Source organism: Sorangium sp. So ce363 (genome assembly GCF_051520435.1).
Taxonomy (GTDB): Bacteria; Myxococcota_A; Polyangia; order Polyangiales; family Polyangiaceae; genus Sorangium; species Sorangium cellulosum_B.
Map to the genome: position 1 here is coordinate 3,740,074 of NZ_CP150333.1, position 26,014 is coordinate 3,766,087.

A 26,014-nucleotide genomic window follows, 5' to 3' on the forward strand; every position below is an offset into this window, starting at 1 on the left:
ATGCCCCGCCGCGTTCACATCGTGTTGCTCATGCTCCTCGCCGTTCTGTCGGGGTGCGGGGCCAAAGGGACCGACCGCGCCGCTCAGGAGAAGGCGGAGGCCAAGCCCAAGGCCGCGGCGCCCGTCGAGGGCGCCATGTGCAAGGAGCACGGCGTGCTGGAAGCGCTCTGCACGAAGTGCAATCCGAGGCTCGCCCCCATCTTCCAGGCGAAGGGAGACTGGTGCAAAGAGCACGAGCTCCCGGAGTCCATCTGCCCCATCTGCCACCCCGAGCGCGGAGGCAAGCCGGCGGCCGACGTGGCGAGCGACGGCGCGCCTGCCGACGGGACGAAGGTCAAGCTCAAGACCAAGGACACGGCCCGGCTCGCCGGGATCCTCACCGCGAAGGCCGTCGAGCGTCAGGGCGGCGGCGGCATCCCCGTGACCGCCAGGATCGTCTACGACGCGCTCAAGGTGGCGGAGATCAACGCCCGCGCCGCGGGGGTCGTCCGGCAGCTCCACGTGGACGTCGGCGCGGAGGTCAAGAAGGGCGCGCCGCTCGCGGTCATCGACAGCGCCGAGGTCGGGGCAGATCGCTCGCGGCTGGCCAGCGCGCAGTCGCGCCTCACGATCGCCGAGGAGAACCTGAAGCGAGAGGAGCAGCTCGAAAAGGAGGGGATCTCGTCGCGCCGGAGCGTCCTCGCCGCGCAGCAGGAGCTCGACGCCGCGCGCGCCGAGCGCTCCTCGTTCGCGGCCTCCCTGGCCGTCGTGGGCGCGAGCGCGGGCGGCAGCGGGGGCTACACGCTCACCACGCCGCTCGCCGGCATCGTGACCGAGCGCAAGGCGACCGTGGGCAGGCTCGTCGGCGTCGAGGAGACCCTGTTCGAGGTGGTCGACGTCTCGAGCATGTGGGCCGAGCTCGACGTCCCCGAGACCGACCTCCCGGCCGTCTCGCTGAAGCAGCCCGTTGTCATCGAGGTCGACGGGATCGCGGGGCGCGAGCTCAAGGGGGAGATCACCTACGTGGCGCCGGCCATCGACCCGGCCACGCGCACCGCCAAGGCGCGCGTGCCGCTCGCGAACCCGGGCGGCGCGCTGCGGGCCAACATGTTCGGCAGGGCGCGCATCCTCGCCCCATCCCGCGCGGCGGTCGTGGTGCCCCGCGCAGCCGTGCAGCGCGCGAGGACGGTGAAGCTCGTGTTCGTTCGGCTCGCGGACGACCAGTTCGAGGCGCGGCGGGTCGAGATCGGGGCGACCGAGGGCGATGTCGTCGAGGTGACCAGGGGCGTGCGCCCGGGCGAGGAGGTCGCGACCGAAGGGAGCTTCCTGCTCAAGACCGAGACCCTCAAGGAGAGCATCGGCGCCGGCTGCTGCGGCGAGGACTGAGGCGCGCGCGATGCTGAACGCCGTCATCACCTGGTCGCTCCGCCACCGTTTCCTCGTGATCCTGGCCTCGATCGGCCTCTCCCTTGCGGGCGTCCTGGCGTTCCGTCAGCTGCCGATCGACGCCTTCCCGGACACGACGCCGGTGCAGGTGCAGATCAACACCGTCGCCCCGGCCCTCTCCCCCGTCGAGATCGAGCGCCAGATCACGGCCCCCGTCGAGCAGGCCATCTCGGGCCTGCCCAGGCTCGAGGAGGTCCGCTCGCTCTCCCGCTTCGGCCTCTCTCAGGTCACCGCCCGCTTCGAGGACGACACGGACATCTACCTGGCCCGCCAGGTCGTCATGGAGCGGCTCCAGACCGTGACGCTGCCGCCGGGGATCCATCGCCCGGAGCTCGGCCCCGTCGCCACCGGGCGCGGCGAGGTGTTCCACTACGTGGTCACGGGCAAGGGCAAGTCGCTGAGCGAGCTGCGGACGGTCCACGACTGGGTCATCGCGCCGCAGCTCCGCTCGGTGCGCGGCGTGGCCGAGGTGAACGCGTGGGGCGGCGATGAGCGGCAGATCCAGGTGCTCGTCGACCCGGCGGAGCTCACCGCGCGGGGGCTCTCGCTCCACGACCTCTCCGAGGCCCTGGAGCGCAACAACGCCAACGTGGGCGGGGGCAACCTGGACCAGGCCGGCGAATCCAGCCTGATCCAGGGCATCGGCATCGCCACGCGCGTGAGCGACATCGAGGACATCGTGGTCGCCGCCAAGGGCGGGGCGCCCATCCGGGTGCGCGACGTCGCCCGGGTGGTCGAGGGGCGCGAGATCCGGCGGGGCGCGGTCACCGCCGACGGCAAGGGGGAGGTCGTGCTCGGCCTCGGCTTCATGCTGATGGGCGAGAACAGCCACGACGTCACGACGCGGCTCAAGGCGCGCCTTTCGGAGGTCGAGAAGAGCCTGCCGCCAGGGGTCGACGTCGCCGTCGTGTACGACCGCACCGAGCTCATCGACAAGGTGCTCGGCACCGTAAGGAAGAACCTGCTCGAGGGCGCGCTCCTCGTCGTCGCGGTGCTCTTCGCCTTCCTCGGCAACCTCCGCGCCGGGCTCATCGTGGCCTCGGCCATCCCCCTGTCGATGCTCTTCGCGTTCGACCTCATGCTGCGCGCGGGCGTCGCGGGCAGCCTGATGAGCCTCGGCGCGATCGACTTCGGCCTCGTCGTCGACAGCTCGGTGATCATGGTCGAGAACTCGGTCCGGCGGCTCTCGGAGGACACGAGCGACCGGAGCACGACGGACGTCGTGCGCGACGCCTCGATCGAGGTCCGCAAGCCGACGATGTTCGGCGAGCTCATCATCATGATCGTCTACCTGCCGATCCTCGCCCTCGAGGGGGCGGAGGGGAAGCTGTTCCGGCCGATGGCGCTCACCGTGATCTTCGCGCTCATCGGCTCGATGATCCTGTCGCTCACGCTCATGCCGGCGCTCGCGAGCCTGCTCCTGCCGCGCCGAATGAAGGAGCGCGAGAACGTGCTCGTGCGCCTCCTCAAGCGGGCCTACCGGCCCGCGCTGCACCTCGCGCTGCGGTGGCGCTGGGCGGTGCTCGCCGGCGCCGTGCTGCTCCTCGGCAACGCGGCCTTCCTCGCGACGCGGCTCGGCGCCGAGTTCGTGCCGCGGCTCCGTGAGGGCACCCTCGTCGCCAACACCGTGCGGCTCTCGGGGGTCTCGGCGGGCGAGTCGATCCGCTACGGCACCCGGCTCGAGCGGGTCCTGCTGGAGAGGTTCCCGGACGAGATCGAGCGCGTCTGGACGCGCACGGGCACCGCGGAGGTGGCGACGGACCCGATGGGACTCGAGCTGTCCGACATGTTCATCACGCTCAAGCCGCGGGAGGCATGGAAGCGCGCCGCCACGCAGGACGAGCTCGTCCAGGTGATGGAGTCCGAGCTCGCGGGGATGCCGGGCATGCGCGTCATCTACACGCAGCCGATCGAGATGCGGGTCAACGAGATGGTCGCGGGGATCCGGGCCGATCTCGGGGTGAAGCTGTTCGGCGACGACTTCGACACGCTCAAGCAGAAGGCGCGCGAGATCGAGGCCGCCCTCAAGAAGATCCCCGGCGCCGCGGACGTCGTGACCGAGCAGGTGACGGGTCAGCCCGTGCTCGAGATCGAGGTCGACCGCGCCGCCATCGCCCGCCACGGCATCGCGGCCGCCGACGTCCTGGATGTCGTCGAGGCCCTCGGCGCGCGGGAGGTGGGGCAGCTCCAGGAGGGCGAGCGCCGCTTCCCCGTGGTGCTGCGCATCGACGATCGCTACCGGGAGGACCCTGCCTCCATCGGCCGCATCCTGGTCACCGCGGCCGGCGGGGAGCGCATCCCGCTCGCGCGGCTCGCGAAGATCCGCACGACCGAGGGGCCGGCCGCGATCAACCGCGAGTGGGCCAAGCGCCGGATCGTCGTGCAGGCGAACGTCCGGGGCCGCGACGTGGGCACCTTCGTCGAGGAGGCGAGGGCGGGGCTCGATCGGGAGGTCGAGCTCCCGCCCGGCTATTACGTCCGCTTCGGCGGGCAGTTCGAGCACCTCGAGCGGGCGCAGGCGCGCCTGCTCGTCGTCGTGCCCATCGCGCTCGGGCTGATCCTGCTGCTGCTCTACTTCACGTACGGGCGGCTCCTGGATGCGGTCCGCGTCTTCACGGGCGTCCCGTTCGCCGCGATCGGCGGCGTCGTCGCGCTCTGGCTTCGCGATCTGCCCTTCAGCATCTCCGCGGGCGTCGGGTTCGTGGCGCTGTCGGGCGTCGCGGTGCTCGGGGACATGGTGCTCGTCTCGACCATCCGGCAGCACACCGCGGCCGGGATGCCCGTGCGGGACGCCATCGAGCTCGCGGCCGAGCGGCGCCTCCGCCCGGTCCTCATGACGGCGCTCGTCGCCTCCCTGGGCTTCGTGCCGATGGCGCTGAACACGGGCGTCGGCGCCGAGGTCCAGCGCCCGCTCGCGACCGTCGTGATCGGCGGCGTGATCTCCTCCACGCTGCTCACGCTGCTCGTCCTGCCGGCGCTCTACAGCGTGGTCGGCGGGAGGCTCCGCGCGGACGCCGCCGGCGAGGCGGGCGCCTCCGAGCCTCCGCGGCGCGCCGGCCCGGCCCTGTCGCCTGCGGCGGAGTAGCCGGTGCGCGCGCGCTCCCGCCTCCGCACGATCGCCGTCACCGCGGGCGTCCTGATCCTCGTCCAGGCGCTCGCGGTGGGGCTCTACTGGGCCGTGGAGCGCCGCCGCGGCGCCGAGCGGCCAGGTCGCCCTTTCGTGGTCGAGCGGCTCCACGACGGCCAGCGCGTGCCCGACGCTGCTTTCGAGCAACCGGACGGGACCTCGCTTCGCGCCGCCGCCTTGCGCGGCCGGCCTGTGCTGCTCCACTTCTGGGCCACCTGGTGCGGCCCCTGCCGCGCCGAGCTCCCGCGCTTGCTGGAGCTCGGCCAGCAGCTGGAGAAGGCCGGGAGGCTCCAGGTCGTGGCCGTGAGCGTCGACGAGAACTGGGAAGTCGTGCGCGCCTTCTTCGGCGGCGAGGTCCCTCCCGGCGTCGTGCGGGCCGGATCCCCTGCGGTGCAGCAGCGGTTCGGGGTCTCGACGTTGCCCGACACCTTCCTGGTGGAGGCGGACGGCAGGATGTCCCTCCGCTTCACGGGCGCGAGGGACTGGCGAGCGCCGGAAGCGACAACGCTGCTGCTTGGGCAGGAGCGGCCAGCGCCCTGATCGCGCTTCCCGCTACTCGGCGCCCCCGGCAGACACCGACGACCCATCGAGGGAGCCGCCTGCGCCATTCGTGCCGCCTGCGCCACCCGAGGCATCCGTGCCGCCTGCGCCATTGGTGCCGCCTGCGCCATTGGTGCCGCCTGCGCCACCCGAGGCATCCGTGCCGCCTGCGCCATTGGTGCCGCCTGCGCCATTGGTGCCGCCTGCGCCACCCGAGCCATCCATGCCGCCTGCGCCAATGGTGCCGCCTGCGCCGCCTGCGGCATCCGTGCCGCCTGCGCCGCCCGCGCCACTCGTGCTGCCTGCGCCACCGGAGGCATCCGTGCCGCCCGCGCCATTCGTGCCGCCTGCACCACCCGTGGCATCGGCGCCGCCTGCGGCATCGGCGCCGCCCGTGGCATCGGCGCCACCGGTGCCATCCGCGCCGCCCGTTCCACCCGCGCCGCCACCACCACCCGCACCGCCTGTGCCCGGGTCCTCCAGGGGGTAATTCTCGTCGAGGCACAAACGGCCTTCAGGCGTCACGGTGCAGACCTCGCCGGCCGCGCAGGCCCTCTGGCCCTTCGGGCACTTCGTCACTCCGAAGAGGCAGAATCCGTTGGTCTCCACGCCGAGGAACACACACGAGGCGTGCGGCAGCAGGCAGTCGCTGTGGCTGTTGCACGCGGGCGCGCACATTCCGAGGTCACCAATCCCGGGCTCGGCTGCCAGAGGATACGCACAGAGGCCGTTCTCCAGCCCTCCGCAGTCCTCGTTGGCGACGTCCCCGCCGATCCCGCACAGCTCGGCGCACACGCCGACGTCGGCGCCGATGTCGATGCACCACGCCGCGCAGGGATCCGTGCCGTCGGCTTCGAGCGCGCACGCGGCGCCTGCCGGCAGCCCTTGCGTAGGCTCGTCGACGCAAAAGTTCATGCGGGGATCGCACACCCGGCCGCCGCACTGGCTGTCCGATCCGCAGTTCGGCATGCACACGGACACATCCTCGATGTCCTCGCAGCGCAGCTCCTCGCGGCCGCGGCACTTCGTCGGATCGAGCTCGTCGACGATGGTCTCGAGCGGGGGCTCGCCCGAGGTGCAGCCGAGCAGACAGAGGCCGTCGAAGCACGCGCTGCCTTCGCCCTCGCAATCGCTGTCTCCGGTGCACGTGGTCGTACAGTACCCGCCCGCCGGGCCTCCGCCGAGGAACTCGTCGCCCGACTCCGTGAAGCAGAGGCCACGCCGGCCGCAGTCCGCGTCCTTCTCGCACCGGGCGCCGAGCCCCGGCCCTTCGCCGGAGCCTCCGTCACCGGAGCCGCCGTCGCCGGAGCCGCCGTCGCCGGAGCCGCCGTCGCCGCCCCCGGCGCCGCTCTGGGCGCTGGAGCCGCCGTCGTTGCCGTCGGAGCCGCCGTCGCCAGAGCCACCGTCGCCGGAGCCGCCGTCGCCGGAGCCGCCATGGCCCGCCGCGCCCGCGCCGTTGCTGCCGGCGCCCGCGCCGTCGCTCGTCGATGTGCCTCCCGCGCCGTCGTCGGAATCGTCAGAGCAGCCGAGAAATCCCGTCGAAAAGGCGACCGTGGTGAGCAAAGCCGCCGCAATTCTTCGCACTCTCATCGCTGTCACCCGAACCAGGAGGCCGTGCCCCCATCGGGCGCGCCATCGACTGATTCACAGACGGTACCGGAATCGGCGCCTCTCCAACATCGGCAAACCGCCTTGTGCCGGCGTTCGCGGCCCCCCGCCGGCCCACCCGGGCGCGGCCCGCTCAGAGCCGCACGAGCAGCCCCAGAAACCCGGCGAACGTCGGTCTCCCCGCGGTGCCGAGCCGCTCGCCGCCGAGCGTCACGACGGCGCGGGGCTCGGCGAAGATCGCGTGTGCATCCACCAGGAGGGTTGCGCGGTCGGTCAGGCGCAGCCCGGCGCCCCCGCCCAGGGCCGCGGCGACCGACCAGACATCGCCCGTCGCGCTCCGCAGCGGCGGCAGGGGATCACCGCTGACGAACAGGTGAATTCCGCCCACGCCGGCCGAGAGCACAGGCGAGATCGCGCCGCCCGTGTCCAGCGCCCATACCGCCTCCAGAAAGGCCATCTCCTGACGGACGGACACCGTGCCGAGCTCGCCCTCGAGCGTAGGCCCCAGCGTCGGCCCGGCGAACGTCAGCCGCGCCGCGAGCCCCGCGGGCAGCGCGCCGCCGCGGCCGTCCGCGCCGACCCCGTACGACAGCCGCAGCGCGGGCCCCAGCGCCGGCCCGACGCCGTCTGCGCTCAGGAGCGCCACGAAGCCGGCCTCCACGCCCACGCCCGCGAGCATCCCGGCCCGCTCCGGCGCAGGGGGCATCCCGGCCCGCTGCCGGACCGGCGCCATCCACCGCCGCACGTCGTCGGGAACGGCGGCGCCGCCGTCCTCCGCGGCGCGCCCGTGCGGCTCCTGCAGGCTCGCCTCCAGCAGGCTCGCCTGCAGGAGCTCGACCGCGCGCACGGCCATCACCGACGGCGCCGCCGCGCCGGCCGCCTCCACGGCGCGCACCACCGTCTTCTGCGTCACCCGATCGACGATCCAGAGGTCGGCGGTCGCGCCCGTCCGCGAGCGGACGATCGTCGCGGCCGCGAACGCGTCTGCCTCCTTCGCGGCGCGCTCCAGCCCTGCGCGCAGATCGCCCTCGGGCGCTCGCATGACGCGCACCACCTCGAACCCCGCCGCGCCGAGCTCGGCCCGCAGCCGCGTCGCCGCCTCGAGCACGAGCGGGTCGTCCACGCCGGCCTCGACGATCACCACCCGTGACGCGGCCGCCTCGGCCTTCCGTGAGGGCGCGCCGGGCGGCGCCGCGTCGGCCCGCGCCGCGGCGGGCGCCGACGCGAGGAGGAGCCAGAGCAGGAGAGTGAGGGAGCGCACGCGCCAGGGCTCTATCAGATCGCAGGCGGGGGTGGAGGCGCATCGCAGCGAACGGGGAGGGAGCGGGAGGGGAGGGGGCATGGGGCCCCCGTGACGTACCCGAGGAGCCGAGCCACGGGATCCCGCAGCGTCCGTCCGGACGGGCCACGACCGGGAAGACCTCCCCGATGCGGCGCGCTCTCGCGGAGGAGCGTCGATGGGCATAAGCTCGACTGGGCCCCAACCTGTCGTCGAGTCGCCGCCGCAGGGATCAGGGGCGACCGCGCCGATCGAGGGGAAACGCCATGGCAGATGGGGAGCTCGAGGATCTGCAGCAGCTGCCGTCGCGCCAACACAGCGGCTCGGATTCGAAGCGCGACGGCGGTCCGCTGGTGCTCGTGAGCCCGACGACCGGGGGACGGCAGGGGCAGTCAGGCCATCAGGAGGCCTCGCCGGAGGCAGGGCAGGCTCCTTCCAGGCCAGAGCGGGCACGGCGGCCGCCCTGCGGGCGAGGGGACGCACGGCAGGCGCCGCCCGCCGAGGAGATCGAGCTCGTCAACAAGACGGCTCGCCGGATCTGCATCCGGCGCGATGGCAGCGATCTCGTCGTGGCGCCTTTCGACGTGGTGCGCACGACGGAGACGGCGGCGCAGGGGCTGGATCTGAGCGTCTGGCTCGAGCGTGGTTATGTGGAGAAGCGCGCCCCGGTCCAGGCCGAAGAGCCGAGCCTCGACGCCGCCGCCATCGCGGGGGTGCTGGTCCTCGGGGGGCTCACGTCGCTGTTCATGGTCACCCTGGACGGCTGGGCCCGCCTGGCCTTCGGCACGGTCGGCGTCGGGATGATCGCGTTCACCGTGTTCCCGTCGCTGGAGCGCTGGGCCCGGCATCGCCATCGCAGCACCGCGTTGATGCTGCGCGACCAGTTCTGGCGCGCGATCGGCATGCTGGCGGTGTGCCTGGTGGGGTTCGGCATCCCCGCCGCCACGGTCCTCTTGCAGGCCGAGACGCGCCTTCACGAGATCTTCACGTTATCGATGCGCAGCATGGCGCTGCTGCTCCTCTTTGCGCTGTTCATCGGCGCCGCGGCGACGTTGCCCGCGCTCCTGTTCTTTCTGTTCGCGGAGCAGCGCCGGAACGTGGTGAAGGAGCAGTTTCACCGCGACGTGCTGCGGCTCGACCCCGCGCTCCGCACGATCGACGAGGCGGAGCGGGCCTATTCTCCGCTGATGAAGGACGCGCTGGACACCCGGCGCGGTCCGCTGTTCTTCGTCCCGATCATCCTCAGCACGTTCCTCCTCTCGGTCGGCTGGGTGATCTCGGCGCTGCCGACGGTGGCGTCCGTGGCGGAGACGCTGGGGGACAAGCCGGTCGAGCTTCACTCCCTGTTCATCCCCAACCGGACCGCCTTCACGTTCGCGTTCCTCGGGACGTATTTCTTCGCGCTCAACATGGTATTCCGCCGCTATGTGCGGGCGGATCTCGGGCCCAAGGCGTACAGCCACATCTCCGTGCGCATCATCATCGCCACGATCCTGGCCTGGGTCATGAGCAAGACGTTCGAGGGCGCCTCGCCCTCGGGTGGCGCGGCGCCCATCGACAACGCGCCCTGGCAGCTGCTCGTGCTCGCCTTCTTCATTGGCATCGTCCCGGACACCGGGCTCGCCGTTCTCCATGACCTGCTCAAGACGCGCATGGTCACGTTCTTCGTCCCGACCCTGAAGGACCGCGACCCGCTGACCCATCTCGAGGGCATCACGCTCTACGACAAGGCGCGCCTGCTCGAGGAGGGCATCGAGAACATCGAGAACCTCGCGCACCACAACCTGATCGAGCTGATCCTGCGCACGCGCATCCCGGCCCCGCGCCTGGTCGACCTCGTGGATCAGGCGATCCTGTATCTCCACGCGCGAGACGAGGCCGAGCCGGCCCGGAACGCGCCGTCGAGCATCCTTTCGAAGCTGAAGGCGCATGGGATCCGCACGGCGACCGATCTCGAGCTCTGCATGGCCACGCAGGAGACGCGCGACGCCGTGATACGGCTGTCCTCCGAGTCACGCATCCTGCTCCTGCTCAGCGCGCTGCGGGACGACGAGTGGATGCCGCAGCTCCGGAGCTGGCGCGAGTTCCGCAAGACCTACGAATACGCCTACACCGTCGAGCAGCTCACGCCGCTCTCGCCCGAGACGAGGCCCCGGGCGGCGTGACCGCGCGAGGCGCGGCGCGGCCTTCCGGCGGAACGGGGCTGGCCGCCGTCCGTCACCGCGGGCCCGCGACCGCTCGCCACCACGGGGTCGGCGCCCCGACGCGCTCGGGCTCGAACGCGGCGCCGATCCCGGGGGTCACGACGCGCGCGCCGCGCTCGGTGGCCAGGGAGAGCAGCGTCTCGGCCGGCTCGTCCCAGTCGTGGAGGGCGAGGTTGAAGGTGCCCCAGTGGACGGGCAAGAGCGTGCCGCCGCCGAGCATCTCGAACGCGGTCAGCGCGTTCTCGGGGCCGAGGTGGATGGTCCCCCACGCAGGGTGGTACGCGCCGACCTCGAGCATCACCAGGTCGAAGGGGCCGTGTTGCTTGCCGATGTCCTCGAACCCGGGGAACAGCCCGGTGTCGCCGGAGAAGAAGACCTTGCGCCGCTCCGCCTCGATGACCCATGAAGCCCAGAGGGTCGCGTTGCGGCTCGTCGGCCCGCGGCCCGAGAAGTGCTGAGAGGGCGTCGCGGTGAAGCGGACGCCGCCGATCTCCGCGCGCTCGTGCCAGTCGAGCTCGGTGATCCGGGCCGGGTCGACGCCGAGCGCCTCGAGGAGCGCGCCCACGCCGAGGGGCGTGACGATGGGGACGCGCGTGCGGGCCAGCGCCTCGATCGTCGGCGCGCAGAGGTGATCGAAGTGGTCGTGGGAGAGCAGGACCGCGTCGAGCGGCGGCAGCTCGTCGAGCGTGGCCGGGACCGGATGGAAGCGCAGCGGGCCGGCAAAGGAGACCGGCGAGGCGCGCTCGCCGAACACCGGATCGGTGAGGACCCGGCGGCCATCGAGCTCGAGGAGGACGGTGCTGTGGCCGAGCCAGGTGACCCGCAGTCCGGTGTCGCTCTTCCGGGTCCAGGTCTCGTGGGGCCGCACGACGGGCAGCGGCGCGGGCGGCTCCCGCCGGCCGCGGCGGAAGAAGAACTCGCCGAGCACGGGCAGCGTCGAGCCCTTGGTCATGGTGGGGCCGGCGCCCGACGGGTTCTCGAACTTGCCGTCCTTGAACTGAGCTGAAGCGCGCGCCCGCTCGAGCCGCAGCCCTTTGCGACGCCGTGAATCGTTCATGAGGGGACGACCTCCTGCCAGGCGCGGTGCCTGGCGAGACAGAACACGACCTTGAAGGCGACCATTCCGCGACCTGGTCGCCGGAGGAGGCGTGGGCTCCTCCGGGTGGAGCGCGCGCTCGGCCAGGGTGGCTCGCCCACGCACCGGACGAGCTTTGCGATCGGCGCGCAGACCGTCAAGGCCTGAACTTGACAAATTGTTCTCAACTTGTCAATGTTGACCATCGCCTGACCCTTTCTCCTTGCCCTGGCCCGTTGGCGATCCGCCCCGTGCCCCGCCGGGTACCGCCTCGGGGGAGCGACCTGCCTGGATTTGTGCAGGAATCAACGCACGGCGAATCCCTGGTCATCCGATGATCCAGGGGTGCCGCGGCAACTCTCGTTCAGGCGAGACTCGACCCGTTCAGTGGTACGGGCGAAGAGGGCGCGAGAAGCCAAATGTCTCGGTCAATGTGGGACATTGCGGCACAGGTCATTGGCCATCAACTGTCGTGGTCGTGGCTTCGTAAATAGTCGTTCATAAATGCCGACAAACTGAACAAGATGGACAGATGCGCGGCAAAGTGAAGAGGATCGACGGCGGGAGACCGGCGCGGAGATGCGCAAATTCGTGCGTTTTTGCGCGGATTTATTGACGATCGCGCGAACGATCATGTGTTCGATCATGTGAACGCTCACGTGAATGACCATGTGAACGAACACGTAAATGACCACGCAAACGAACGTGCAAATGACGCGGCGGGACGCATGATTGGCTTGACTCGCAACACGATACGAGACAAGAGTAATCCTCTTAGCGGTGCCTGACCGCCTGTCGAACGAGTCCTCCAGCTCCGCACCTCGTGATCGAGATCCCCTGGGGGGGCGATGACCGATGACCACCGCGGCCGTCCCTCCGGAGCCTCCATCGCGCATTGCGTGTCGAGAGCCCCTGACCAGCGCAAGGGCAGCGTCGAGCTGTAGATAGACCGTACTTCTTACTTGACAGAGGAGAACAACATGAGATTCGCATCAAGGAGCGCCTTGCTTGCCTCCGCGACGAGCCTTCTCGCCGTCTCATGCATCGCTGGTCTGGACGACACCGGCAGCGAGCAAGGCGACGCGCTCGAGGAGAGCCTCACGATCGACCCGAACGCGGTCTACACGCTCGTCGGCGTGCAGAGCAACAAGTGCGTCGAGATCCGCGGGGGCAGCACGGCGAGCTCGGCGGCTGCGCAGATCGCCACGTGCAACGGCTCCACGCGACAGCAGTTCCGGGCGGAGTCCGCGGGGAGTGGATACTTCCGGCTGCGGAACGTGAACAGCGGCCTCTGCCTCGGGATCAACGGTGGATCGACGGCGAACGGTGCCACCGTCGTCCAATCCAGCTGCGGCAACGCCACGAGCCAGCAATTTTCGTTCGTGGACGTCGGCAACAACGCCCAGCGGATCATGGCCCGAAACAGCAACAAGGCGCTCGACGTCATCGGGCGGTCGACCGCAGATGGCGCCGGCCTCCAGCAGTACAGCTGGGCGAACGGCGACAACCAGAAGTTCACGTTCAAGGTCGTGGGGGGCAGCTCAAGCAGCGCGAGCAGCAGCTCAAGCAGCGCGAGCAGCAGCTCAAGCAGCTCCAGCAGCGCGAGCACCGGCGTCGGTGGTTCGGGCGGGTCCGGCGGCGCTGGTGGCGCTGGCGGCTCGACCAGCTCCAGCAGCTCGACCAGCTCCAGCAGCTCGACCAGCTCCAGCAGCTCGACCAGCTCCAGCAGCTCGACCAGCTCCAGCAGCGCGAGCACCGGCGTCGGTGGTTCGGGCGGTGCGGGCGGCTCCGGCGGTGCGGGCGGCTCCGGCGGTGCTGGCGGCTCGGGCGGCGGCGACGCGGATACAGGGGTCAACCCGGCGTCGGGCTGCACGCTCGGCTACAGCCAGATCCCGGACGGGAAGGGCGGCAAGAACGTCGAGGCCGTCTGCCTTCCGAAGGAGATGAACTTCAACATGGCCGCGTCGCTGGAGGCCTTCAAGACGACGGTCTACCCGCTCTTGACCGCCAACTGCTCTGGCTGCCACAGCTCGACGGGCAAGGCCCAGGCGCCCATGCACTCCGACGTCGATCCGGCGCTGGCCCACGAGTACGCGCTCACGCGCGTCAACTTCAAGAAGCCGGCGGACTCCAAGCTCGTGGTCCGGATGGGCATCGACCGGCACAACTGCTTCGGAACGAGCTGCAGAGACGCGAACACGCAGATGCTCAACGCCGTCACGGCGTGGGCGAACGCCGTCGCGCCGACCCTGCCGGCCACCCCGCGCCCCGTCGCGGCCGGCGAGAAGGTCACCGAGGACCAGGTCAAGGCGTGGATCGCGACGGACAAGGCCACCGTCGCCGCGGCGGACGCGGAGTTCATCAAGTACGCCTCGCTGCACGAGCTCCACAACGCGGGCGTCAGCGCAGAGGAGCTCAACGTGGCCCGCGTGGGGCTGTCGAAGGCCCTGAACTCGACCGCGCGCTGGGCCCCCACGATCGTCAACCCGGTGGACATCAACGGCAAGGGCATGGTCTACCGCTTCGATACCCGCAACTACTGGGGCTACAACAAGGGGGTCACGAAGCTCCACTTCGGCGGATCGGACGACGACGTCTTCTTCGGGAGGACCTCGGTCAACTACCTGGGTGAGCCCGTCGGCTCCGACGTCACGTTCAGGGAGCGGTACAGATACACCTCGACGGTCCAGGTGGATCCGAGCTTCGCCAGGCTCGTCTGGGGGCGCGTCCTCGCCGGCAACGTGGAGGGCGCCACGGACAGCCAGGTGCTGCCGCCCAACGTCAACGGCTTCAAGACCGATTACATCGAGGCGAGCCAGCTCGTCTACACGCTGACACGCCCGGACGTCTACAACGCCATCATGGCGATCCCCTGGTACGCGCAGGATCTCGAGGCCGAGCTCGGCGTCATCAAGGACGCGGGGATCAAGTCGTACGAGTACATGCTCACGAAGCAGGCCATCACCGTCGATTCCCGCATGTACTACAGGGCCAGGACGAAGAGCGGCGGGTTCTACTGGAAGACGTGGGATGTCTTCTCCGGGCAGCTCGACGGCGTGACCACCATCGAGCAGGCGTACGAGACGGGCCAGATCCGGTTCCCCTTCTGGGCGCACCCGATCCCCAAGTTCATCAGCGGGGCCGGCGGCTCGGCGAGCAACTACAGCTTCATCGCGACGCTGGCTCAGCCGAACGGCACGGAGCCGGCGGGGTGCGACGGGGCGCCGAGCTACGCCGGCGGCAGCTACATCAACTGCCGCTACTACACGGGGACCGACGGCCTCCAGCAGTCGGCGGAGGAGGTGATCTGGGATCTGCCGAACGGCCTGCAGGGGTACTCCCTCTGGGGCGGCATCAACCAGCGCCGCGTCGACGCGTTCGTCAACATCGTGCGCGATCCGCGCCTCCAGAAGACCGCCTCGGACGCGCAGATCAACAGCACGCTGGGCTTCGCCACCCAGGACCGCCGCCTGAACACCGGAAGCTCCTGCATCGGTTGCCATGCCGACGGCATGAACCGAGGCAACAACGATCTGCGCGACTGGCTGGACGCCGGCGGCTCGCGCCTCCCGAAGGGCGAGCACGGGGTCGACGGGTGGATCAACGACGCGGCGACGGTGGCTCAGGTCAAGGAGCTGTATCCCCCGTCGACCGTGATGCGGCCGCGCATGGAGGACGATCGCAAGGTCTTCCTGACGGCGATGGCGAAGATGAAGCGGGGCATGATCCTCGGCGCGGACAAGAACGTGTACGTGGAGCCGACGATCTGGACCATCGAGTGGGCGCAGAACTTCTACAAGTACCCGCTGAGCCGCTCGAATTGACACCTCCTCGCCAGAGCGCGCTCCTGGTCTCCGAATCTTGGCGTCTTGGGGCGTCTTGACGGATCCATCGTTCCGGCAGGGTGGGGTAAGCCCCCCTAGGCCAAGCTCGTTCGGTGACGCTCAGGGCACGAAGCCCGCCCCCCTCCACCCACCATCGTCAGCAACGTGAACGTGAACGTTTACGTGGTCGTGGTCGTGGTCGTGGTCGTGGTCGTGGTCGTGGTCGTCAACGATAGGCCGTGAACGACCACGCCCACGACCACGTAAACGTTCACGCCCACGACCACGTAAACGTTCACGTCCACGTAAACGTTCACGTTCACGTTCACGTCCACGACCACGTAAACGTTCACGACCACGACTACGTAAGCGTTCGGATGTAGGAGAACGTGGCGCGAAGCTTGGTTAACGCCTATGGGGGGAAGCCCCCCACCACCCGAACGCTCTCCCGATCGGATCAAACGATGGATGCCAGAACGGGTGAGTCACCCGCCGGGCGTCACGGCGTGAGGAGATCGCGCGCCACGGGCTCGTGCGCGCCGCGCGGGTGGCGCTTCAGGTAGAGCTCCGCGATGGGGCGCGCCGCCGCCCGGCCGGCCGTGCGCTCGACCGCCACCATCTTGCGGCCGAGCGCCTCGGCCGCGAACGGGCCGCCCGGCGACTCGGCGAGGTACGTGTCGTACCAGGCGACGGCCGCCTCGGGCGAGCCGCCGTCGTCGATCAGGCGGCCGAGCAGGAAGGCCGCCGCCTTGCCCTGGCTCGTCCCCGGGAACCGCTTGCGCGTCGCCGAGAGCGCGCGCTGCGCCACGTCGCCGCGCCGCGCGTACCGCGCCGCGTCCCCTAGGGCGACAAGGTCGTCCAGCGAGCCCCGCTCGAGCACCCCCCCGAGGCCGCGCTGCTCCGCCTCGGCCAGGACCGCCCGGAAATCCCCCGCCGCCACGCGCTGGGCCCAGCTCGGCGCCGCCGCCGCCGCGCCGGCCGGCCCCGCACCGTCCGTCGGAGGACTCGCGGGCGCCCCCTCTGCCCGCGAGCCCTCCGGCCGTACGGCCCCGGCGTCGCCGCCCCCGGCGTCGCCAGGTCCGATGGTCTTCTCCTCCCGGGGCTGCGCCGCCGTGCCCGCGGGCGGCAGCGCCTTCGGCGCCGGGTCCGCCGCGCTCGCGGCGTCGCCGCTCGAGATCTGCACGTCGCCCTCGCGCATCCGCGCCACGAGCCGCTGCCCGGCGCGGAGCGGCAGCCCGTCGGGCGCGAGCGGCCCGCGCACGGTCACGCTCCCCTCGTGCAGATCGACGCGCAGCGTGCCGTCGCCGCGGCTCCAGGACACGTCGAACGCCGTGCCGGTGACCAGCACCGCGAACGGCCCCGCCTCGACGGACCAGCGCGCCTTCGGCCGCCGCGTGACGCGCAGCGACGCGCGGCCGTCCTCGAGCAGCATGCGCGCCCCGACCGCGTCGACGTCGACCACGCGCATCGCGCTGCCCGGCGAGAGCGCGACGGAGGTGCCGTCCGTGAAGCGGAGCCGCGCCTCTCCGCCGGCCGTCGCGGCGATGTACCGGCCCGCGGCGGAAGGCGCGCCCTCGACGGCGTAGTCGAGCGGCCGCGCCGGCCAGAGCGTGACGAGCGCGAGCGCGAGCGCCGCCGCGCCGGCGAGCGCGAAGCTCCACCGCGGCCGTCCGGAGAGCGCGCTCCACAGGGGCGAGGCGCGCAGCCACGAGCCCACGCGGCCCAGGGCTCCCGCGCGGCCCGCGCCGCGGCTCACCGCCTCCACGAAGCGGGCGCGCTCGGCGGCGTCGTGCGCCGCGTCGACGTCCGCGGGGACGCCGCCCCGCACGAGGTCCGCGAGCCGGCTCAGCTTCTCCGCTTCATTCATCGCGATCTCCTCCGTCGGCGGGGAGGGTCCCGGGCCGATCGAGGTCCTGCGGGGCCTTGGTGAGGTAGGCCGAGAGCGCGGGATCGCGCTCCGCGGCGGTGAGGATCCGGTGGGACGCGCGCGCGAGGTGGCGCTTCGTCGTGGCCAGGGAGCAGCCGAGCGCGGCGGCGATCTCGGTGAGCTCGAGCCCCTCGATGAACCGCAGCACGAAGAGCGTCCGGGACCTGTCGTCGACCTGGTCGAGGATGCGGTAGAGCCGCGTGAGCGCCGCGCGCCCCTGCGGATCCTGCTGCGCGCCCCCCATGTCCGGGAGCTCGCCCGAGGGCGACAGCTGCAGCCAGCGCCGCACGCGCCTGCGCCGCAGCTCGGCGCGCGCGACGCGCACCGCGATGCCGACGATGAAGCTCGAGAGCAGCGAAGGGTCCCTGAGGTCCTTCGCCACGCGGAAGAAGCGCAGGAACGTGTCCTGCACATGATCGTCGACCTCGTCGCCCGGCCCGAGGGTGCGCGTCAGGATCCGGCGCACGAGCGGCGCGAACCGCTGCCAGAGGATGGGCGCGGCGCCCGGGTGTCCCTGCGCGGCGGCGCGCGCGAGCGCCTCGTCGTCGGTCGCCGTCAGCGGTAGCGCCTGCACGCCTCGCCTTTGCGTGAAGGGCGCGACCGCTGTCAAGGGCGGGACGGTCGACCGGCGGGGTTGGACCACGCCCAGCAGTGTTCCCCGGGAGGCCTCCGCGGCTCAAGATTCGGCACGCCCGCGCACCGGCGGAGCTCGAGACAAGGAACGACGAGGACCATCGATGGGATGTGCGCTGGACTACCGATCTAGGTCACGGCGGCTCCGACGCGACGTCGAACGCCGTCACGGTAGGTTCCATATCAGTTGTAACCTGTACGCATGACCACGCTCGGCGCGGACCATGCCACCGGATCCGCGAGCCCGCTGCAGGGCTACGCCGCGGAAGCCATCCTCCACGAAGGGACGATGATCACCGTGCGCCGCGCGCGCCGCGCGTCGGACGGGCAGCCCGTCGTGCTGAAGGGACCGAGCGCCGGGCGGGCGTCGCCGCGCGCGATCGCGAGGCTCCGCCACGAGCAGGTGATCACGCGCGAGATCGCGCACCCGGGCGTCCTCCGCGTCCTCGACGTCGAGGAGAGCGACGGGGGGCCCGTGCTCGTCCTGGAGGACTTCGGCGGCGCGTCGCTCGACATCGTCCTGCGGAGCGAGAGGCTCGGCCTGGCCACGACCCTGCGGATCGGCATCCACGTCGCGGACGCCCTCGCGTCGCTGCACCACGCGGGCATCATTCACAAGGACGTCAAGCCGCACAACCTGCTCGTCCGCCTCGATCCGCTGGTGGTCAAGCTCGCCGACTTCGGGATCGCAACGCGCCTGTCGCAGGAGGCGCCGAGGGCCGAGAACCCGGGCGCCGCGGAGGGGACCCTTCCGTACATGTCACCGGAGCAGACGGGCTGGATGAACCGCAGCCTCGACTGCCGCACGGACCTCTACTCCCTGGGCGTCACCCTCTACGAGATGCTCACGGGCGCGCCTCCGTTCACCGCGCCGAGCGCCATGGAGCTCGTGCACTGCCACCTGGCCAGGACGCCGACGCCGCCGCACGCCGCGTCGGCCGAGATCCCGCGCGTCGTCTCCGATCTCGTCATGAAGCTCCTCTCCAAGGCCGCGGAGGATCGGTATCCGTGCGCCGAGGCGCTGCGCGCCGATCTCGAGGAGTGCCTCCGGAGGTACGAGGCCGACGGCCGCGTCGATCCTTTCCCGCTCGGCGAGCGCGACGCGGGCGGCCGGCTCTGGCTGCCGGAGAAGCTCTACGGGCGCGAGGCCGAGGCGCAGGCGATCGTGGCCGCGTGCGAGCGCGCGGCGGCCGGCGCCGTCGAGATGTTCCTCATCTCCGGCCACGCCGGCGTCGGCAAGTCCGCCCTCGTCCGCGAGGTCTACAAGGTGCTCGCGCGGCGGCCCGGGTACTTCGTCTCGGGGAAGTTCGGCCAGCTCAAGCAGCGCACCCCCTACGCGGCCATCGCGCGGGCGTTCGGCGAGCTGTGCGAGCGCATCCTGTCGGAGGGCGAGGAGTCCGTGGCGCGCTGGAAGGCCCGGCTGAGCGCCGCGCTCGGCTCGATCGGGCAGGTCGTCGTCGACGTGATCCCCGAGCTCGAGCGCGTCGTCGGACCCCAGCCCGCCGTGCAGCCGCTCGGGCCGAGCGAGTCGAAGAACCGCTTCAGCCTGGCGTTCCAGACCTTCGTCCGAGCGGTCACGGAGGAGCACCTCCTCGCGCTCTTCATCGACGACCTCCAGTGGGCCGACCCGGCCTCGCTGAAGCTCCTCGAGCTCCTCATGACCGATCCCGACGTCCGCGGGATGCTCGTGATCGGCGCCTACCGCGACCAGGAAGTCGACGACGCCCACCCGCTGGCGAGGTTCGTCGGCGGCCTGCGGGCGGCGGGCGCGTCCGCCTCCGAGGTGTGGCTCGGGCCGCTCGAGATCGAGGACATCCGCCGGCTCCTCGCCGACGCCCTGCGCTGCCGCCTCGAGGACACGGACGCCTTCGCGGCGCTCATCCTGGAGAGGACCGCGGGCAACCCGTTCTTCATCCACCAGCTCCTGCACGCCCTCGCCGGCGAGGGGATCGTGCGCTTCGATCCGGCCGCGGGGGCGTGGGCGTGGAGCCTCGATCGCGCCCGGAGCGCGGAGGGCGCGGAGGGCGTCGTCGAGCTGATGGCCGCGAAGATCCGGCGGCTCGCGCCCGGCGCGCAGCGCGCCCTCCGGCTCGCCGCCTGCGTGGGCCACCGCTTCGACCTCCGGACGCTCGCGCTCGTCGCCGAGCAGCCCCCGGGCGGGGTGGCCGCGGCCCTCTGGGAGGCCCTGCGGGCGGGCCTCGTCGTGCCCCTCGATCCCGAGTACCGCCTCGTCCACGCCGGCGACGCGGCGGTCGCGGGCAGGCTGCTCGAGGACCCCTCGTTCCGCGTCTCGTACCGGTTCCTGCACGATCGCGTCCAGCAGGCGGCGTACGCGCTCATCGACGAGCCGGAGCGGAAGCGGCTGCACCACCGCATCGGCCGGCTGCTCGCGGCGAGCCTCGGCGAGGACCCGAGCGACGAGGATCTGTTCGTCGTCGTCGGCCACCTGAACCTCGCCCCGGCCCCGATCGAGGATCCGGCGGAGCGCGGCGAGTTCGTGCGGCTCAACCTGGCCGCGGGGCGACGCGCGCAGGCGGCGACCGCGTACGACGCCGCGTTCGGCTACCTGAGCGCCGCGGCGTCCGCGCTCGGCCCGGATCCATGGGCCGGCGAGCCGGGCCTCGCCTTCGACGTCTTCGACATCCATGCCGCGAAGGCCGAGTGCGCGTACCTGACCGGCCGCTGCGACGACGCGGAGGCGCTCTTCGACGCCCTCCTCGAGCGCGCCACCTCGGACGTCCAGCGCGCGCGCGTTTACTGCATGCGGATGGTCCTCTACAACGCGCAGCACCGCTGGGCGGACTCGCTCGCGGTGGCGCTCCAGGGCCTGCGCCTCTTCGGCATGGAGGTGCCCACCGAGGGCGAGGCGCTCGCCGCCGCGCTCCGCGCGGAGCTCGCCGAGGCCGAGCGCGGCTTCGCCGCCCGGCGGGGCGAGGACGTCGGCGCGGGCCCGGAGCTCGCCGATCCGCGCGTCAGGATCGTGGTGGAGATGCTCGGCTACGGCTCGCCCTCGGCGTATATCGTCAACCTGCCGCTGGCCCAGCTCCTCGCCGTCAGGATGGCGAACCTGTCGCTCCGGCACGGGATCTCGCCGATGGCCAGCGTGGCGTACGCGCTCCACGGCTTCTACCTGGCCGCGTTCTGGGGCCAGCCGCACGAGGGCTACAGGATCGTGCGGATGGGCGTCGCCCTGAACGAGAGGTACCGGGTCGATGCCATCAGGGCGAAGGTCGACTTCAACTACGGGGTCGTCATGAACCACTCGAGGCCGCAGCGCGAGGCGCTCGAGGTCCTCCAGCGGGCGCGGGTCGCCGGGATGGAGACCGGCGACTTCATGTTCGCGTCGGCGGCCTCCAACATCGTCGCCCAGATGAAGCTCAGCCTGGAAGGCGAGCTCCGGCGCGTGCGCGAGGACGTCGGCGGGTTCCTGCGCTTCACCTCCCGCACGAAGGACGCGCTGTCGACGGCGGTCCAGACCGTCGCGCTGCAGGTGATCCAGAACCTCGAGGGGCGCACGCTGGACCGCGGCACGCTGAGCGACGCCGGCTTCGACGAGGACGCCTTCGTGCCGAAGCTCGATGTGATGGGCTTCGCGATCGTCGCTGGCTTCTACTACACGAACAAGCTCGCGCTCGCGTACCTCTACGGCGATTACGAGGGCGCGCTGCGGATGGCGCGCCGCGCGCACGAGCGGGCCCGCGCCGTGACGGGCCAGTACATCGGCATCGTCGATCTGCCGCTCTACACCTGCCTCACCATCCTGGCGCTCGGCCCTCGGGCGAGCGGGGAAGAGGGCGGCGCGCTGGCCGAGATGCTCGCGTCGAGCCACGACAAGCTCGCCGTCCTCGCGCGGGACTGCCCCGAGCTCCGGCACCTGGAGCTGCTCGTCCGGGCGGAGCGCGCGCGCGTCGCCGGGGAGGCGCTGGAGCCGATCCTCGAGCTCTACCAGCAGGCGAGCGACGCGGCCGAGCAGGCGGGGTACGTGCGCTACCGCGCGCTCGTCAGCGAGCTCTTCGGCAGGTTCCTCGCGGCGAGGCGCATGCCGTGGCTCGCGCGCTCGTGCCTCGTCGAGGCCTACCAGGCCTACGCGCGCTGGGGCGCCACGGCCAAGCTGCGGCAGATGGAGGAGGCGTACGTCGAGCTGCTCCCCCGCGCGGCGGCGGGCCAGCCCGCGTCCGCGAGCGTCCTGTCGAACCTGACCTCGGTCGCCTCGTCGACGATCGAGACGGTCGCGCGGCGCGTGGCGCTGCTCGACGCGGCGGCGCTCATCCGCGCCGCGCAGGCGGTGGCGCGCGAGATCGACCTCGGCCGCGTGATGACGCGGCTGCTCCGGCTCGCCGTCGAGAGCGTCGGCGCCCAGCGGGGCGCGCTGATCCTGGACCACGAGGGCGGGCCGCGCGTGGAGGCCGTCGCCGAGGACGAGGGCGAGGTGCGCGTCGGCCCGTCCACGCCCGTGCGCGAGAGCGGCGCCGCCGCAGCCCGGGTGATCGAGCTCGCGATGCGCACCGGGAGCGCCGTCGTCGTGGCCGACGCCGCGCAGGACGGGCGGTTCGACGGGGACCCCTACGTCGCGGCGCGCAAGCCGCGATCGGTGCTCGCGCTGCCCATGGTGAGCCAGGGGGAGATCTCGGGCGTCCTCTATCTGGAGAACAACGCCGCGCCCGAGGTGTTCTCGCCCGCCCGCCTCGACGTGCTCGAGCTCGTCGCCGCGCAGGCCGCCATCGCCGTGAAGAACGCGCTGCTCTACGCGCGCGTCCAGGCGGCGAGCGACGAGCTCCGCAGGGCCAACGACGCGCTCGAGGCGGCCGTCGCCGCCCGCACCGCGGAGCTCTCCGCGGCGAAGGTGCAGCTGGAGGCGGAGCTCGTCGAGCGGGAGAGCGCCGAGCGGGCGCGCGCCGCCCTCCAGGAGGACCTCATCCGCGTGCAGCGCGAGCGGCTCGCCGAGCTGTCGACGCCGCTCATCCCGATCACCGACCGGATCATGGTCATGCCGCTCATCGGGACCCTGGACGCGGAGCGGGCGGACGAGGCGCTCGAGACGGCGCTGCACGGCGTGGCGGACACGTCGGCGCAGGTCGTCATCCTGGACATCACGGGCGTGAAGGGCGTGGACAGCAGCGTCGCCGCGACGCTCGTCCGGGCCGCGACCGCGCTGCGGCTGCTCGGCGCCGAGGCGGTGATCACCGGGATCCGAGGCCACGTGTCGCAGACGCTGGTCAGCCTCGGGATCGACCTGAGCGAGACCGTCGTCCAGGGGACGCTCCAGCGCGGGATCGCGTACGCGCTCCGGAAGACCGGCCAGGCGCGGCAGCTCGCCGCCATGGCCCCTCGCTGACGGCCCGCGATCGCAGGCGCTCAGTTGGCGAGCTTGTTCGCCTCTCGCGGGCCGAAGATCGCCTCCCAGTTCGAGCGGTAGGCGTCGGTCGCGACCTGCGCGGGGCCTGACCGGGGCGACTCGCGCGCCGCCGGGAGGAGCACCTCCACGTCGAAGAGCCGCGCGTGCTCGGACCGCTGCGTCAGCTTCACGAGCTCCCCGTTCAGCGGGCGCCCGTGCTCGGTGGGCCGCAGCTCGCCGATCTCGAGCCGGTCCTCCCGGCTCCGGATGACCCGGAAGCCTTCCCCCTGCTCGACGGGGCTATGGATGAAGACGACATCCTGATTCGCGGCGGGCGCGGGCGTGTCCTGGTTCTGCGGGGGCTCGTCCTTGCCCATCGCGAGAGTTTCCCACGTTTGCCCCCCCGAGCGCCAGGTGAAGCGAGCGCTCGATCGCCGCCTGTCACCGCCTGTCACCGCCTGTCACCGCCTGCCGCCCATCGCACACCGCCTCCGCCCCCGTTGCTCCGTCGCTCGCCGCGCCGCAACGCTGCGCATCACGGCGGCGCGTATTCACGTGGCGCGTGGCGCGTGGCGCATGGCGCGTGGCCGGGGCCTCCAAAACTTGGCCAGCGCGCGGCTTACGCCGTACTGCCGGCCAATGGGCCCTTTGCACCGCGGAGGGCCCGCGACGGCGGACGCGGCTTCGCGGCGGAGGAATGGGCGTATGAACGGTCGAGGCGCAGAGGGAGAGGGCGTTCGCAAGGCGCCGGAATCCTTGGACAGAGAGCGCGAGGGCGGCGGCGAGCGGCGCGCTGGCGCCGGGCAGCGGGTCCGCGTCGAGGCGCTCGTCGCGGTCGGTGAGACGTCGGGCGGCGGCTTCGAGGCCGAGTCGATCGACATGTCCCCCGAGGGGATGCGCCTGCGCACGGCGTACCTGCCGCGGGTCGGCGACGCCCTGATCTGCCGGTTCGACGGGCTCGGCAAGGAGCTGGTCGTCGAGGGCGAGGTCTGCTGGCGCGCCGAGCAGGCGCGCGGCGGCGAGTTCGGCCTGCGCTTCACCGGCCTCGACGCCGGGTCGGAGGAGGCGGTGCGCGCGATGTGCTCGTCGATCGACGCGGGCGGCGCAGGCGCCGCGGGCCCCGCGCCGGCGCTCGCCGTCCAGGCCGCGGCCGCGTCGCCCGGGGCCGCGCAGCGGGGCTCCCGCGTGCGGCTCCACATCGAGGGTCTGGGCTCGCCCATGAAGGCGCGCGTGCGCGGCGGCGGGCTCGACGACCTGGAGGTCGGCTCCAACCTGGAGTTCCTCAAGGTGGGCCGCTCCCTCGAGCTGGAGGAGGTCGATCAGGGCACGCGCCGCGAGGCGTACATCGATCACGTGAGGGTCGAGGTCGACCCGACGACGAGCGTGCCGCAGCTCGTGGTCACGCTGGCCTACGAGGCGCCCCGCGCGGCCAGGGCGCCGCGGCCGCGGCCCTCGTCGCCCGAGGCGCTTCCCCCGGCCCCGGCGCGATCTTCCCACGACGCCGGCGCGCGGGCGCCGTCGTCGCCGCCGCAGGGCGAGCGCGCGGCTGGGCGACCGTCGTCGGCGCCGACCGTCCCGGCGCGCGATCATCAAAGCGAGCGCGCGGCTGCGCGGCCTTCCACGGCACCGACGGTTCCGGCGCGCGATCATCAGGGCGAGCGCGCGACGGCGCGGCCGTCCTCGGCGCCGCCGGCCGAGCCTCGGGGCGAGCGCGCCCCCTCGGGCGCGAGCGGCGGCGCGGCGGCCCACGCGGACGACGACCACGACAGCGACGTGTCGCCGGCGCTCTCGGCCCGGGAGGCGCGCGCGGGCGCCGAGGCGGCCCCGCCCTCCGCGGACGACGGAGCGCCGTCCTCCGCGGGGAGCGCGGCCGAGGACGCGGGCGCCGAGGCGGCTGCCGACGCGCAGCCGGGCCGGCTGCGCGAGGTCGGCGAGAAGGCCGCGATGGCGGGCAAGGCGGTGGCGGGCAAGATCGCGCCCGCGCTCGCCGGCGCCGGGGCGCGCGCGGCCACGGCGATGGCGGGCCTCGTGGCGAGGATCAAGGCGCGGCGCGCCGCGCGCGCAGGCGACGGCGACGGGTCGGGCAAGGACGGCGGCCCGCGCCGCAAGACGGCGCCGCCGCCGGCTGGCGCGCTGAAGTCCGGCGGGCGCCGGCTGGTGCGCGAGGAGCCCGAGGAGGCGGCGGGCGAGGGCGGGGAGCCGCCGCGCTTCAACAAGAAGGCGGCCGCGGTCGGCAGCTTCCTTGGGCTGGCGGCGGTGCTCGTGGTGTTCGGGGCGGCGCGCCTCTTGGGCCTGCGGGGCGGCGACGCGCCCTCGGCCGGGGCCGAGTCGGCCGCGGGCGCGCCGGCGCTGCCAGCGTCGGCGTCCTCCGGCGCGCCTGCCCTCGCGGCGGCCGCGGGGCCGGCTGCAGCGCCGGGCGGCGCGCTCACGGCGAACGTCCCGCTGTTCGGCGCGACGCCCCTGTCGACGACGGAGCCTGTGCCGCCGACGCCGCCGGCGGAGCCGAGCGCGCTGGCCGGCGACGCGCTCGCGCCGGGCGCGGCGGTCCCGGGCGGCCCGGGCGAGGACGACGAGGTGGAAGCGGCGGACGACGGCGACCAGGAGGGGCCGCGGGAGTGGGGGCAGGGGTCGGTGAGGAACCCCATCGTCCTGAAGCTCAAGATGGACGGCCCGATCGAGGAGCTGAACGGCGCGGCCGGCGCGATGGGCTTCACGGTATCGCTGCCCGATCGGCGGGCGCTGTCGTCGGGCAGCGGCCTCGCCCGCAAGGACAAGCGCATCGCGTCGGTGCGCGTGGTCAACACCGCGCACGGCGCGGAGGTCACCCTGCAGTTCAAGGACGGCGTGCCCGCCTACAAGGCGAAGGCGCGCGGCGATCGCCTGGAGATCTCGCTCGGCCGCGGCGAGTCGAAGAAGGTGGCGTCGAAGTCGAAGCCCGAGAAGAACGAGAAGCACGAGAAGAAGAAGGTCGACGACGCCAAGAAGAAGAGCGAGAAGGGGAGCGGCAAGAAGGACAAGGATCGCTGAGGGGCGCGGG

14 protein-coding genes are annotated in these 26,014 nt (G+C 72.3%); 7 read left to right on the plus strand and 7 right to left on the minus strand.

Annotation, left to right across the window (positions count from 1 at the left end; genetic code table 11):
- The 3 genes from WMF12_RS14360 to WMF12_RS14370 are packed head-to-tail and all read left to right on the plus strand — an operon-like array spanning window position 1 to window position 5,092.
- On the plus strand, window positions 1-1,365 hold the full coding sequence (locus WMF12_RS14360; protein ID WP_437871997.1) for an efflux RND transporter periplasmic adaptor subunit: 1,365 nt from the start codon (window positions 1-3) through the stop codon (window positions 1,363-1,365).
- A 10-nt stretch (window positions 1,366-1,375) separates the two neighbouring features.
- Window positions 1,376-4,510: an efflux RND transporter permease subunit gene (locus tag WMF12_RS14365; RefSeq protein ID WP_437872003.1), complete on the plus strand. Its 3,135-nt coding sequence runs from the start codon at window positions 1,376-1,378 to the stop codon at window positions 4,508-4,510.
- Between the two features lie 3 nt (window positions 4,511-4,513).
- Window positions 4,514-5,092: a TlpA family protein disulfide reductase gene (locus WMF12_RS14370; RefSeq protein WP_437872008.1), complete on the plus strand. Its 579-nt coding sequence runs from the start codon at window positions 4,514-4,516 to the stop codon at window positions 5,090-5,092.
- Window positions 5,093-5,104: 12 nt separating this feature from the next.
- Here the strand turns inward: WMF12_RS14370 and WMF12_RS14375 are convergent, their stop codons facing one another.
- Together WMF12_RS14375 and WMF12_RS14380 are read right to left on the minus strand one after the other, a co-directional pair.
- Window positions 5,105-6,682, minus strand: coding sequence for a hypothetical protein (locus tag WMF12_RS14375; RefSeq protein ID WP_437872011.1), 1,578 nt, complete (start codon window positions 6,680-6,682; stop codon window positions 5,105-5,107).
- Window positions 6,683-6,833: 151 nt separating this feature from the next.
- Window positions 6,834-7,961 (minus strand): hypothetical protein, encoded by a 1,128-nt coding sequence (locus tag WMF12_RS14380; protein ID WP_437872013.1) that lies wholly within the window; start codon window positions 7,959-7,961, stop codon window positions 6,834-6,836.
- 284 nt (window positions 7,962-8,245) lie between these two features.
- On the opposite strand from WMF12_RS14380, the gene WMF12_RS14385 reads away from it, so the two are divergent.
- Window positions 8,246-10,144, plus strand: coding sequence for a hypothetical protein (locus tag WMF12_RS14385; RefSeq protein ID WP_437872015.1), 1,899 nt, complete (start codon window positions 8,246-8,248; stop codon window positions 10,142-10,144).
- A gap of 52 nt (window positions 10,145-10,196) precedes the next feature.
- Here the strand turns inward: WMF12_RS14385 and WMF12_RS14390 are convergent, their stop codons facing one another.
- The gene (locus tag WMF12_RS14390) at window positions 10,197-11,240 is read right to left on the minus strand and encodes an MBL fold metallo-hydrolase (RefSeq protein ID WP_437872018.1); all 1,044 of its coding nucleotides are present in this window, start codon (window positions 11,238-11,240) and stop codon (window positions 10,197-10,199) included.
- Between the two features lie 998 nt (window positions 11,241-12,238).
- On the opposite strand from WMF12_RS14390, the gene WMF12_RS14395 reads away from it, so the two are divergent.
- Window positions 12,239-15,082, plus strand: a complete 2,844-nt coding sequence (locus WMF12_RS14395; protein ID WP_437872022.1) for an RICIN domain-containing protein — start codon at window positions 12,239-12,241, stop codon at window positions 15,080-15,082.
- Window positions 15,083-15,261: 179 nt separating this feature from the next.
- Here the strand turns inward: WMF12_RS14395 and WMF12_RS14400 are convergent, their stop codons facing one another.
- From WMF12_RS14400 to WMF12_RS14410, 3 genes are all read right to left on the minus strand, one after another.
- On the minus strand, window positions 15,262-15,435 hold the full coding sequence (locus tag WMF12_RS14400) for a hypothetical protein (RefSeq protein ID WP_437872023.1): 174 nt from the start codon (window positions 15,433-15,435) through the stop codon (window positions 15,262-15,264).
- Window positions 15,436-15,581: 146 nt separating this feature from the next.
- On the minus strand, window positions 15,582-16,949 hold the full coding sequence (locus WMF12_RS14405) for a FecR domain-containing protein (RefSeq protein WP_437872024.1): 1,368 nt from the start codon (window positions 16,947-16,949) through the stop codon (window positions 15,582-15,584).
- The gene (locus tag WMF12_RS14410) at window positions 16,942-17,583 is read right to left on the minus strand and encodes an RNA polymerase sigma factor (protein WP_437872025.1); all 642 of its coding nucleotides are present in this window, start codon (window positions 17,581-17,583) and stop codon (window positions 16,942-16,944) included. Before WMF12_RS14410 ends, WMF12_RS14405 begins: the two co-directional genes overlap by 8 nt.
- Window positions 17,584-17,844: 261 nt before the next feature.
- On the opposite strand from WMF12_RS14410, the gene WMF12_RS14415 reads away from it, so the two are divergent.
- Complete coding sequence (locus WMF12_RS14415; RefSeq protein WP_437872027.1) at window positions 17,845-22,977, plus strand: AAA family ATPase; 5,133 nt, start codon at window positions 17,845-17,847, stop codon at window positions 22,975-22,977.
- 20 nt (window positions 22,978-22,997) lie between these two features.
- Here the strand turns inward: WMF12_RS14415 and WMF12_RS14420 are convergent, their stop codons facing one another.
- On the minus strand, window positions 22,998-23,354 hold the full coding sequence (locus WMF12_RS14420; RefSeq protein WP_437768380.1) for a hypothetical protein: 357 nt from the start codon (window positions 23,352-23,354) through the stop codon (window positions 22,998-23,000).
- A gap of 379 nt (window positions 23,355-23,733) precedes the next feature.
- On the opposite strand from WMF12_RS14420, the gene WMF12_RS14425 reads away from it, so the two are divergent.
- The gene (locus tag WMF12_RS14425) at window positions 23,734-26,004 is read left to right on the plus strand and encodes a PilZ domain-containing protein (protein ID WP_437872029.1); all 2,271 of its coding nucleotides are present in this window, start codon (window positions 23,734-23,736) and stop codon (window positions 26,002-26,004) included.
- The last annotated feature ends 10 nt before the right edge of the window (window positions 26,005-26,014 follow it).